Raw genomic sequence first — 11,762 nt, 5'->3', positions numbered from 1 at the left:
GCGTGCCGCCCCGCCGCCGCGTCGGGCCGGTCAGCCGCGGTCGACGTTCCGTTCGTAGACCAGACGGAGTCCGATCAGGGTGAGCCAGGGCTCGTGTTCGTCGATGACCGCGGACTCGCCCAGGACCATGGGGGCCAGGCCGCCGGTCGCGATGACGGTGACGTCCTCGGGGTCGTCGGCCAGTTCGGACGCCATGCGGTGGACGACGCCGTCGACCTGCCCGGCGAAGCCGTAGACGATGCCCGACTGCATGGCCTCGACGGTGTTCTTGCCGATGACGCTCCGCGGCCGGGCGATCTCGATCTTGCGGAGCTGGGCGCCGCGCATCCCGAGCGCGTCGACGGAGATCTCGATGCCGGGCGCGATCACGCCGCCCACGTACTCGCCGCGCGCGGAGACCGCGTCGAAGGTGGTGGCGGTGCCGAAGTCGACGACGACGCACGGGCCGCCGTAGAGCTCGACGGCCGCGAGCGCGTTGATGATGCGGTCGGCGCCGACCTCCTTCGGGTTGTCCATGAGGATCGGCACGCCCGTCTTGACGCCGGGTTCGACGAGCACGGCCGGGATGTCGCCGTAGTAGCGCCGGGTGACCTCGCGCAGCTCGTGCAGCACGGAGGGCACGGTCGAACAGATGGCGATGCCCTCGACGTTGTCGCTCAGGTCGTCGCCGAGGAGGGGGTGCATGCCCATCAGGCCCTGGAGCAGCACGGCCAGTTCGTCGGCGGTGCGGCGCGCCTCGGTGGAGATGCGCCAGTGTTCGACGATCTCCTCGCCGTCGAAGAGGCCCAGCACGGTGTGGGTGTTGCCCACGTCGATGGTGAGCAGCATCAGGGCCGCTCCTTACCGGCGTCCGCCGCCTCGTCAGCGCCGTCGGCGTCGCCCGCGCCGCTCTCGGCGCGCAGGTCGAGGCCGATGTCGAGGATCGGGGACGAGTGCGTCAGCGCGCCGACGGCCAGGAAGTCGACGCCGGTCGCGGCGTACTCGGCGGCGTTGTCGAGCGTGAGGCGCCCCGAGGACTCCAGCCGCGCCCGCCCGGCGACCAGGGTGACGGCCTCGGTCGTCATGCCGGGCGTGAAGTTGTCCAGCAGCAGCAGGTCGGCGCCCTGGTCCAGGACGGGCGGGATCTGGTCGAGGCTGTCGACCTCCACCTCGATCGGCACGTCGGGGAACTCGGCCCGCACGCGCGCGAACGCCTCCGCGACGCCGCCGGCCGCGATGACGTGGTTGTCCTTGATGAGCGCCGCGTCCGAGAGGGACATGCGGTGGTTGACGCCGCCGCCGCAGCGCACCGCGTACTTCTCCAGGGCGCGCAGCCCGGGAGTCGTCTTGCGGGTGTCGCGGACCGCCGTCTTCGTGCCCTCCAGCGCGTCCGCCCACGCGCGGGTCGCGGTGGCGATGCCCGAGAGGCGGCACAGCAGGTTGAGGGCGCTGCGTTCGGCCGTGAGCAGGTCGCGGGTGCGGGTGCGGACGGTGAGCAGCCGCTGCCCTGCCTCCACCCGGTCACCGTCCAGGACGTGGCGTTCGACCTCGAACTCGTCGGTGCACACGACGGACAGGACGGCCTCGGCGACGCGGAGCCCCGCGACGGTGCCCGCCTCGCGTGCGGTGAAGTCGCCCGTGGCGACGGCCTCGTCGGGGATGGTCGCCACGCTGGTGACGTCCACGCCGCGGTCGAGGTCCTCCTCGACAGCGAGGTGGGCGATGTCCTCGATCTGGACCGGGTCGAGGCCCGCGTCGAGGAGGAGTTGGGCCAGGTCGGGGTCGAGGCCGCACTCCAGCGGGTCGAGCCCCGGGTCGTCGGCGGCACCGGCCGAGCAGCCGCAGGCGTCGCCGCAGCCGCCTGCCTCCTCTGGCTGTTCCGCCGGGCCCCTGCCGATCTGGAGGAGGGGGAGGTCGTCGGTCACTTGTGCTCCTTGTGCTCGCTCATGACCGGGGGAAAGGCGGTCGTGTCGGTGGTGCGGACGGTGAAGCGTCCGCCGGGGGGCGTGCTGACGACCAGGTGGCGGCGCCAGGTGGTGTCGTCGCGGTCCGGGTGGTCCTCCCGCCAGTGGCAGCCCCGGGTCTCCTGGCGGCGGAGCGCCGCCGCGACGAGGACCTGCGCGACCAGGTGGAGGTTGGCCGTCTCCCAGGTGTCGACGCCCGGTTCGGCGGGCTTGGCATCCGGGACGTCCGGGGAGTCCGGCGAGGGCGTGAGGGCGGCGAGCCGCTCGGCGGCCTCCGTGAGGGAGCGCGCGGAGCGCAGGACGCCCGCGCCGCTGGACATGATGCGCTGGATCTCGGCGCGGGCGGTGGGCGGAAGGAGCACGGCCTGGCGGGGGGAGGCGCCCGCGGAGGGGGCCGCCGAGGGAGCCGCGCCGGGGGGCTCCGCTTCGCGGGACGCCGGGCCGGGGGCGGCACCGGCCGGCTCGCCGAGCTGTCCGGCGAGCTGCCCGGTGAGCTGCTCGCCGACCCGCTCCGCGATCTGCTCGGCGAAGACCAGGCCTTCCAACAGGCTGTTGGAGGCGAGGCGGTTGGCGCCGTGCACTCCGGTGCAGGCGGCTTCGCCGCAGGCGTAGAGGCCGGGGACGGTGGTGCGTCCTGCCAGGTCGGTGCGGATGCCGCCGCTGGCGTAGTGGGCGGCGGGGGCGACGGGCACCGGATCGGTGACGGGGTCGATGCCGTGCGCGCGGCAGGCCGCGAGGATGGTGGGGAAGCGCGTCTCCCACATGGCGGCGCCGAAGTGGCGGGCGTCCAGGTACATGTGGTCGGTGCCCTGTGCGGCGGCGCGGCGCGTGATGCCCTTGGCGACGATGTCGCGGGGGGCCAGCTCGGCGAGGGGGTGGGCGCCCTGCATGAAGCGGACGCCGGCCGCGTCGACGAGGTGGGCGCCCTCGCCCCGTACGGCCTCGGAGATCAGGGGCTGCTGGCCCTCCGCGTCGGGGCCGAGGTAGAGGACGGTGGGGTGGAACTGGACGAACTCCAGGTCGGAGACCTCCGCGCCGGCGCGCAGCGCGAGGGCGACGCCGTCGCCCGTGGAGACCGCGGGGTTGGTGGTGGCCGCGAAGACCTGGCCCATGCCGCCGGTGGCCAGGACGACGGCGGGCGCGCGGACGGCGCCGACCCCGTCGTGCCGGCCCTCGCCCATGACGTGCAGGGTGACGCCCGCCGCGCGGCCTTCGGCGTCCGTGAGGAGGTCGAGGACGAGGGCGTTCTCGACGGTGCGGATGGACTGCTGCCGTACGGCCTCGACCAGGGCGCGGGAGACCTCCGCTCCGGTGGCGTCGCCGCCCGCGTGGGCGATGCGGTCCCGGTGGTGGCCGCCCTCCCGGGTGAGGGCGATCCGCCCGGTCGCGGGAGAGGTGTCGAACCGGGCGCCGGACGCGATGAGCCGTCGCATCGCTCCGGGGGCCTCGGTGACGAGGGTGCGGACGGCTGCCTCGTCGCACAGCCCCGCCCCCGCTTCGAGGGTGTCGTCGAGGTGCTGCTGCGGGGTGTCGCCCTCGCCGAGCGCTGCCGCGATGCCGCCCTGGGCCCAGCGGGTGGAGCCGGCGTCGAGCCGCGCCTTGGTGACGACGACCGTGCGGGCGCCGCGTGCCGCGCAGCGCAGTGCGGCGGTCAGTCCTGCGATGCCCGAGCCGACGACGACCACGTCCGCCTCCAGGCTCCAGCCCGCCGGCGGCGCCGGGAGGGAGCCGCCGGCTATGCCGGGGGTGGCTGCGGGCTGCCCGCCGGTACGGGTCATCGCGGGGCTCCAAGGTGCAGGGGGACGTTGTCGATCAGCCGGGTGCGGCCCGCGCGGGCCGCGACGGCGAGGAGGGCTTCCCCCTGCCAGGCGGCGTCGGTGATCTCCCGGAAGCTCGCCGGGTCGACGAGGGCCACGTAGTCGACGTCGAGTCCGTCGGGGTCGTCCGAGCCGTCGGAGCGGTCGCGGTCGTCGGAGCGGTCGCGGTCGTCGGAGCCGTCGCGGTCGTCACGGTCTTCCACCGGGTGGCCCTGTCCGGCCAGCACGTCGTGGGCGGCGCGCAGCACGGCTGCCGGTCCGGCGACGGCCGCCTGTTCCCCGGCGCGCAGGGCGCGGGAGAGGGCGAGCGCGTGGGTGCGTTCCGGCTCGCCCAGGTAGCGGTTGCGGCTGGAGAGGGCGAGCCCGTCGTCCTCGCGGACGGTGGGAACGGCGACGATCGCGGTGGGGAAGTTGAGGTCCTCGGCCATGCGGCGGACCAGGGCCAGCTGCTGGGCGTCCTTCTGGCCGAAGAAGGCCGCCTCTGGCGCGGTCAGGTGGAGCAGTTTGGCGACGACGGTGAGCATGCCGTCGAAGTGCCCGGGGCGCGAGGCACCTTCCAGGACGTCGCCCATCGGACCCGCCGAGACGCGCACCTGGGGTTCGCCCCCGGGGTAGACCTCCTCGACGGGCGGCGCGAAGACCACGTCCGCGCCCTCCTTGCCGGCGATCAGCACGTCGGCCTCCAGGGTGCGCGGGTAGCGGTCCAGGTCCTCGCCCGCGCCGAACTGGAGCGGGTTGACGAAGACGGTGACGACGACCTGCCCGCCGGGTCCCACGCGCTCGCGGGCCGCTCGCACCAGCGCGGCGTGGCCCTCGTGCAGGGCGCCCATCGTCATGACGACGGCGCGCTCCGCGCCGGTGTCCCCGCGCAGGCCGCGCAGCTCGGCGGCGGTGGTGACGACGTGGGCGGTCATGCGCGGGCCTCCCCGTCGCTCCCGTCGTCCCCCTCGTCGGTGCCGCCCGTTCCGCCCGCGCCGTGGGGGTCGCCCGCGCCGTGGGGGCCGCCCGTGCCGTGGGGGCCGCCCGCGCCGCTGCCCCGCTCGTGCGTGCCGGCGCCGAGGACGTCCAGCAGATCGCCCGCGTGCCCCGCCGTGAGCAGGCCGTGGTCGAGTGCGCGGTCGGCGGTGGCCCGCGCCATCGCGAGGTAGCTCGCCACCGTCCGCGGTGCGTGCCGGCGCAACTCGGCGACGTGGGCGGCGACCGTGCCGGCGTCCCCCCGGGCGACGGGGCCGGTCAGTGCGGCGTCACCGGAGCGCAGCGCGTTGTCGAGGGCGGCGCCCAGCAGCGGCCCCAGCATCCGGTCGGGGGCCTGCACCCCGGAGGTGCGCAGCAGCTCCATGGCTTGGTTGACGAGGGTGACCAGGTGGTTGGCGCCGATGGCGAGGGCCGCGTGGTAGAGCGGCCTGGCCTCCTCCGCGACCCACTCGGGCTCCCCGCCCATCTCGATGACCAGCGCCTGGGCCGCCAGCCGCAGCTCCTCGGGCGCCGTCACCCCGAACGAGCAGCCCGCCAGCCGCTGCACGTCCACCGCCGTGCCCGTGAAGGTCATCACCGGGTGCAGTGCCAGCGGCAGCGCTCCGGCGGCCAGCGCGGGCTCCAGGACGGAGACGCCGTACCGGCCCGAGGTGTGGACCACCAGCTGTCCCGGGCGCACGGCACCGGTCTTGACCAGGCCCGCGACCAGGCCGGGCAGCGCGTCGTCGGGGACGGTCAGCAGGACGAGTTCGGAGCGGGCCAGCACCTCGTCCGGGCCGACCACGGGGACGCCGGGCAGCAGCTCGGCCGCGCGGCGCCTGGAGGCGTCCGAGACGCCGGAGACCGCGACCGGGCGGTGTCCCGCCAGCCGCAGCGCCGCCGCCAGCGCGGGGCCGACGCGTCCCGCGCCGACGACGCCGACCGACAGCCGTGCCGGGCGGTCCTCGGCCCGCGCCGGCACGGACGGCTCGGGGCCGCCACCGGCCGCGGGCCGCGAGGGCGCCCCGGCGCCCTGCGGCCCGTCGCCGGGGGGCGGGTGGTGAGGGTGGTGTGCGTTCACGAAAGAGGCCTTCCGTATGCGTTCCGGTCCGCTCAGTGGCCGGTACCGGACGAGACCTCGCCATGCTAAGCCCTCCGCGCGCGCCGCCGGAGGGGTCGGGGTGCGGCCCCGCTCGCCGCCGCGCCCTGCTCGCGCTCCCGTTCGGCGGCCCGCTCGGCGGCGCGGGTCAGGCCGAGTTCCCTCCTCGCCTCCCTGCGCGCCACCCACCAGGCCCGCAGGAGCTTCGCCTCGTGCGTGCCCGGTGCCGGTGGCGGCGCCTGCCCCCGGGACTGGAGCCGCCAGGTGTCCATCGCGTACTGCTCACTGATGCTCATGGACCCGACGGTGCGCCGCCGTTTCCCGGCCCGGCACGCGAGTTGACGGGCCTCGTCAATCGGTACCCGTTCGATTGACGAGGCCCGTCAATCGAGCGGGGAACGGCCGTCCCCGGCAGGCAGGATGGAGGGCATGAGCGTCACCATCCACATCGCGGGGCTGCCCCTGGAGCGTGTCGTCTTCGCCCCTTCGCCGCTGGCCGAACTGGGCACGGCGCTGCACACCCTGGCCGAGCCCGGACACCACCCCGGGGTGCACGGCTGGGCGACCGCCACCAACGCCTCGCTCAAGCAGGATCTGGCCGACCGGCTGTGCGAGGCCGACTTCCTGTGGCGGACCACCTTCTCCGACATCCTGCTGGGCTTCGCGGGACTGCGGGACGCCTCCGCGCAGCCCGGCGGGACGCTCGCGCAGGACCTGGACCTGCTCGACCGGCTCGACGACGAGAGTTACGTCATGGCCGCCCTGGAGTTCACCTGCGGTGCGCTCTACGGAACCGACGCGGTGCGCTCGCCGCTGGCCGACGCGGCACTGCGGGAGCGGGCGCTCGACCTGGCCGCGGCTCGCGGGCCGCAGCAGCAGCGGTTCACCCAGCGGCTGCTGGACGACCCGCCCGCCGTGCGGTCCTGGATACGCCGCCTGTTCGAGGACTGCGACCAGGCCTTCTTCGCCGACACCTGGAGGCGGGTGCGGCTCCAGCTGACCGCCGACGCGCGCGAGAAGACGGAGCTGCTGCGCCGCAAGGGGCTGGCCGCGACCCTGGCGGCCGTCTCCCCCGCGCTGTCGACCGACGAGGCGGGCGGCGTCATCGACGCCGACAAGCTCGCCAGCGCGCGCACCACGGCCGTGGACCCCGCGGTGGGGCCCGGCGTGACGTTCGTCCCGTCCATCCACCAGTGGCCGCACCTGGTGGTGCTGCACCGGCACGGGTGGCGGCCCGTCGTGCACTATCCGGTCGCGGCGCCCGAGTTGCCGGGGCCGCTGTCGGTGGACCAGTTCAAGTTGCGGATGGAGGCCCTGGCGCATCCGATGCGGATGCGGCTGTGCCGGAACCTGGCCCGGGCGCCCTACTCCACGAGCGAACTCGCCGACCAGTACGCGCTCAGTTCCCCGGAGGTCTCCCGGCACCTGGCGGTGCTGAAGAAGGCCGGTCTGATCACGGCCAGGCGGCGCGGCCGGTATGTGCAGTACCAGCTGGATCTGAAGGTCGTGGGGCGGCTGGGCAGCGACTTCCTGGAGACGGTGCTGCGGTGACACGGGGCCTGGCGGCCCCGCCGACGTCCGGAGGATTCAGCTCCCCGCCCTCACCAGGCCCGTCTCGTACGCCAGGACGACCGCCTGGACACGGTCGCGCAGCCCCAGCTTGGCCAGGATGCGGCCCACGTGGGTCTTGACCGTCGCTTCGGAGAGCACCAGCCGGGCGGCGATCTCGCCGTTGGACAGGCCCTGGGCGATGAGGGTGAGCACCTCCCGCTCGCGTTCGGTCAGGCGTTCCAGCTCCTTGGCGACCGGCTCGGTGGCGGTGGCGGGCAGCACCGAGGAGAACCGGTCGATCAGCCGCCGCGTGGTGCTGGGCGCCACCACCGCGTCCCCGCTGTGCACCGCGCGGATGGCCTCCAGCAGGTCGCCGGGCGGCACGTCCTTGAGCATGAAGCCGCTGGCCCCCGACTTGAGCGCGGAGAACGCGTACTCGTCCAGGTCGAACGTGGTCAGGATCAGCACCTTCGGGCTGCCGGGCCCGCCCTCGCCGCCCTCGCAGATGCGGCGGGTGGCCTCGACCCCGTCGACGTTCGGCATCCGCACGTCCATCAGCACCACGTCCACCGGCGTCTGGCGCAGGATCGCCAGCGCCTCGGCGCCGTCGCCCGCCTCGGCGGTGACCTCCATGTCCTGCTGCGCGGTGAGCACCATGCGGAAGCCGGTGCGCAGCAGCGCCTGGTCGTCGACGAGCATCACGCGGATCGTCATGCGGGGTCCTTCTCGGTCGGGGAGGGCGGGGACAGGGGGAGGTGACGGGGGCGGAGGGACCGGGGGGGGACGTCGGAGGGAAGGCCCCGGCGCCCCGGTCAGGGTCAGCCGGCGCCCTTGAGGGGGAGGGCCGCACAGATGCGGAAGCCGCCGCCGGCGCGGGGCCCGGCCTCCAGCGCGCCCCCCACCATGCCGACCCGCTCGCGCATGCCGATCAGCCCGTGGCCCAGACCGTCCACGCCGCCCTCCTCGTACAGCTCGCGCTGGGCGCCACGCCCGTCGTCCTCCGCGAGGACGGACAGCTCCTCGTCGGTGTACCGGAGCCGCACGGTCGCCCCCACGTCGGGGCCGCCGTGCTTGCGGGTGTTGGTCAGCGCCTCCTGCACGATGCGGTACGCGGTCAGCTCGACGCTGCTGGGGAGCGGGTGCGGGACGCCCTCGACCCGGAAGTCGACGGTCAGGCCCGCGCCGCGCACCTGTTCGACGAGGTCGGCGATCTGCTCCACACCGGGCTGCGGCACGTACTCGCCGCCGTCCCGCTTGCCGCCGTCCTCGCTGCGCAGCACCCCCAGCAGGCGGCGCATCTCGGCGAGCGCCTGCCGGCCCGTGCCCGAGATGGTCTCCAGCGCCATGCGGGTCTGGTCAGGCGCGTTGTCCAGCACGTAGGCGCCGCCGTCGGCCTGGACGACCATCACGGACACGTTGTGCGCCACCACGTCGTGCAGCTCGCGCGCTATCCGGGCCCGCTCGGCGGCGACGGCCACCTTGGCCTGCGCCTCCCGCTCCTTCTCCAGCCGCCGGGCGCGCTCCTCCAGCTGGAGGTAGTAGGCGCGGCGGGTGCGCAGCGAGTCGCCGAGCACCCAGGCCATCACGAACGCCAGTGTCATGAACAGCGTGCCGAAGATGTCGTTCGCCAGGCCGCCCGTCGTGCTCGGCCAGCGCAGCGTGTTGATGGTGGGGGCCAGCAGCGCGCCCGCCAGCGCGAACCTGGAGGCCCACCGGACGTGCCGGGAGGCGACGGTGAAGACGATGACCAGGAACGCGAAGTTTCCGGGGAACACGCTGACGTCGACGACCACCTGCGCCACGCCCGTACCGGTGGCCAGCACCAGCATCTTCTCGGGAGCCCTGCGGCGCAGCGCCACGACCGCGCTCAGCGCGAGCGCGATGGGGATCATGGCGATCTGCTGCCGGGGCGTGGTCGCGAGCCCCTCCGCCTCCGGCGGCGCGGAGACGCCGGCGACGATCCACAGCGACGACAGCATCAGCAGCGCGACAGCCCAGAGGCTGTCCACCCACGTGGGGTGCCTGCGGATGAAGTCGTAGAGCCGATGCACGTCACCCAGCGTATGCAGACCGGGCACGTGCGGGGGTCAACCGGACGGCCGATCCGTGGGCGGCGCTCCTACTCCCCAAGGTGGAGGATCCCGGTCCGCGCATACGGTGAGGCCCATGCTCCCCCCGTTGCCCGGCTGGCGCTCGGCCACCGCCACCGCCCTGTACGGGCCCGGCGGTTTCTACACCCGTCAGGCGCCCGCCGCTCACTTCCGCACCTCCGTGCACGCCTCCGGGCTCTTCGCCCACGCGGTGACGCGCCTCCTGCTGCGGGTGGACGCGGCCCTGGGGCACCCGCCGCGCCTCGACCTGGTCGACGTCGGCGCCGGCGCCGGGGAACTCCTCACGGGGGTGGCGGCCGCACTGCGCGAGCAGAAGGCCGCCGGCGCGGAGGTGCCGGCGCGCCTGCGCCTCACCGCCGTCGAACACCGGCCGCGCCCCGAGGGCCTCGATTCGGCCGTCCGCTGGTGTACGCGCCTGCCGGACCCCGCCACGGTGACGGGGCTGCTGTTCGCCAACGAGTGGCTGGACAACGTGCCCGTCGACGTCGCCGAGAACGACCGCACGGGGACCGCCCGGCTGGTGCTGGTCGCCCCCGACGGCACCGAACGGCACGGGCCGCCCGTCACCGGCGCCGACGCCCGGTGGCTGGAGCGGTGGTGGCCGCTGGACCAGGCGGACGAAGGCGCCCGCGCCGAGATCGGCCACCCGCGCGACGCCGCCTGGGCGCGCGCCGCCGGCAGCGTGCGCCGCGGCGTGGCCGTCGCCGTCGACTACGGGCACACCCGCGCGACCCGCCCCCCGTTCGGCACCCTCGCCGGGTACCGCGAGGGCCGCGGCTGCCTGCCCGTACCGGACGGCAGCCGCGATGTGACCTCCCACGTGGCCCTCGACGCGGTCGCCGCGAGCGCGCCCGGCACCACCAGGCTGCTCGACCAGCGCGCCGCGCTCGGCGCACTGGGCATCACGGGCCGCCGCCCGGACCTCGCCCTGGCCCGCTCCGACCCCGCCGCCTACGTGCGCGGGCTGAGCGCGTCCTGCGAGGCCGCCGAGCTGCTGGACGCGGGCGGGCTCGGCGGCTTCGGCTGGCTCGTGTCGGAGATCGACTGCACGGTGGGACTCGGCTGAGAGCCGCCCCCCCCCTGGGACCGGGAACGACACTCCCGTGGCCCTCCCGCTTCAGGAGCTCTCGATCGACTCCAGCTCCACCTCTGTCCTGCCCACTTCGCGGGCGTCGGCGTCGATGGAGCGCCGCAGCGCCGCGTGCAGCCGCGACGGGGTGAGGACGCCGACGAACCTGTCACCGTCCAGGACGGCGATCCAGCCCGCGTCGTGCTGGAGCATCGTGCTGAACGCCTGTTTGAGAGAGGAGCCGAGCGGCAGCCACGCCTCCATGCGCCGCGCGTGGTGGGCCACCGTGCCCTCCTGGGCCTCCACCACACCGGCCGAGACCCAGCCGTGCAGCTCGTCGGCGTCGTCGAGCACGACGGCCCAGCGGGCGCCCGCCGCGGCCATCCGCCGCGCCGCCTTGTCCAGGCGGTCGCTGAGGTGGACGGTCGGCGGCTCCTCCAGGTCACCGGGTTCGATGGGGGTGACGGACAGCCGCTTGAGACCGCGGTCGGCGCCGACGAAATCGGCCACGTACGGCGAGGCGGGGGCGCCCAGCACCGTGGCGGGCCGGTCGAACTGTTCGATCCGGCCCTCCCCGTAGACGGCGATGCGGTCACCGAGCCGGACGGCCTCCTCGATGTCGTGCGTCACGAACAGCACCGTCTTGTGCAGCCGCGACTGGAGGCGCAGGAACTCGGTCTGCAGATGCTCGCGCACCACCGGGTCCACCGCGCCGAACGGCTCGTCCATCAGCAGCACCGGCGGATCGGCCGCCAGCGCCCGCGCCACGCCCACCCGCTGCCGCTGCCCGCCGCTGAGCTGGTCGGGGTAGCGGTCGCCGAAGACGGCCGGGTCCAGACCCACCAGGTCCAGCAGCTCGCGGGCGCGCTCCCGCCGGCGCGCCTTCGGCCAGCCCAGCAGGTGCGGGACGGTGGCCGTGTTGTCCAGCACCGTGCGGTGCGGGAAGAGACCCGTCTGCTGGATGACGTAGCCCATCCGGCGGCGCAGCTCGACCGGCTCGACCCCGGCGATGTCCTCGCCGGCCACCAGGATGCGGCCCTGCGTCGGCTCGATCAGCCGGTTGACCATCTTCATGGTCGTGGTCTTGCCGCAGCCCGAGGGCCCGACGAGCGTGACCAGCTCGCCCTCGGCGACCTCGAGGGACAGCCCCTCGACGGCGACCGTCCCGTCGGGATAGCGCTTGGTCACGTTCTCGAAGCGAATCATGGTCATCCTCTT

At 74.8% G+C, this 11,762-nt stretch carries 11 protein-coding genes; 2 read left to right on the top strand and 9 right to left on the bottom strand.

Translation table 11 applies throughout. The annotated features are described in order from the left end of the window. Window positions 1-30 precede the first annotated feature (30 nt). The 6 genes from MMF93_RS18640 to MMF93_RS18615 form a co-directional block, all read right to left on the bottom strand. Entirely contained in the window at window positions 31-828 is a 798-nt protein-coding gene (locus tag MMF93_RS18640) for a type III pantothenate kinase (protein ID WP_114022018.1), read from the bottom strand. Continuing rightward, window positions 828-1,904: a carboxylating nicotinate-nucleotide diphosphorylase gene (gene nadC, locus MMF93_RS18635; RefSeq protein ID WP_242753041.1), complete on the bottom strand. Its 1,077-nt coding sequence runs from the start codon at window positions 1,902-1,904 to the stop codon at window positions 828-830. Before nadC ends, MMF93_RS18640 begins: the two co-directional genes overlap by 1 nt. After that, entirely contained in the window at window positions 1,901-3,721 is a 1,821-nt protein-coding gene (locus MMF93_RS18630; protein ID WP_242753040.1) for an L-aspartate oxidase, read from the bottom strand. The genes nadC and MMF93_RS18630 overlap by 4 nt, the downstream gene beginning before the upstream one ends. Beyond that, window positions 3,718-4,674, bottom strand: coding sequence for a pantoate--beta-alanine ligase (gene panC, locus MMF93_RS18625; protein WP_242753038.1), 957 nt, complete (start codon window positions 4,672-4,674; stop codon window positions 3,718-3,720). The genes MMF93_RS18630 and panC overlap by 4 nt, the downstream gene beginning before the upstream one ends. Beyond that, window positions 4,671-5,696, bottom strand: a complete 1,026-nt coding sequence (locus tag MMF93_RS18620) for a Rossmann-like and DUF2520 domain-containing protein (protein WP_242757649.1) — start codon at window positions 5,694-5,696, stop codon at window positions 4,671-4,673. Before MMF93_RS18620 ends, panC begins: the two co-directional genes overlap by 4 nt. Window positions 5,697-5,860: 164 nt before the next feature. Continuing rightward, complete coding sequence (locus tag MMF93_RS18615) at window positions 5,861-6,109, bottom strand: hypothetical protein (protein WP_242753036.1); 249 nt, start codon at window positions 6,107-6,109, stop codon at window positions 5,861-5,863. A 133-nt stretch (window positions 6,110-6,242) separates the two neighbouring features. Between MMF93_RS18615 and MMF93_RS18610 the strand changes: the two genes are divergently transcribed. Beyond that, window positions 6,243-7,364, top strand: a complete 1,122-nt coding sequence (locus tag MMF93_RS18610) for a DUF5937 family protein (RefSeq protein ID WP_242753035.1) — start codon at window positions 6,243-6,245, stop codon at window positions 7,362-7,364. A 36-nt stretch (window positions 7,365-7,400) separates the two neighbouring features. Here MMF93_RS18610 and MMF93_RS18605 read toward each other — a convergent pair whose 3' ends face one another. Continuing rightward, complete coding sequence (locus MMF93_RS18605) at window positions 7,401-8,078, bottom strand: response regulator (RefSeq protein WP_242753034.1); 678 nt, start codon at window positions 8,076-8,078, stop codon at window positions 7,401-7,403. Window positions 8,079-8,182: 104 nt separating this feature from the next. Then, window positions 8,183-9,415 (bottom strand): sensor histidine kinase, encoded by a 1,233-nt coding sequence (locus tag MMF93_RS18600; protein WP_242753033.1) that lies wholly within the window; start codon window positions 9,413-9,415, stop codon window positions 8,183-8,185. Between the two features lie 115 nt (window positions 9,416-9,530). Between MMF93_RS18600 and MMF93_RS18595 the strand changes: the two genes are divergently transcribed. After that, a complete protein-coding gene (locus MMF93_RS18595; RefSeq protein ID WP_242753032.1) occupies window positions 9,531-10,541 on the top strand; it encodes an SAM-dependent methyltransferase in 1,011 nt (336 codons plus the stop codon). Window positions 10,542-10,592: 51 nt separating this feature from the next. On the opposite strand, the gene MMF93_RS18590 is transcribed toward MMF93_RS18595, so the two are convergent. Then, the gene (locus MMF93_RS18590; RefSeq protein WP_242757648.1) at window positions 10,593-11,750 is read right to left on the bottom strand and encodes an ABC transporter ATP-binding protein; all 1,158 of its coding nucleotides are present in this window, start codon (window positions 11,748-11,750) and stop codon (window positions 10,593-10,595) included. Between the last annotated feature and the right edge of the window lie 12 nt (window positions 11,751-11,762).

The organism is Streptomyces tubbatahanensis (assembly GCF_022699385.1).
GTDB lineage: Bacteria > Actinomycetota > Actinomycetes > Streptomycetales > Streptomycetaceae > Streptomyces > Streptomyces diacarni.
Note: the sequence above shows the minus strand (reverse complement) of the source record. Positions and strands in the feature narration are given on the sequence as shown.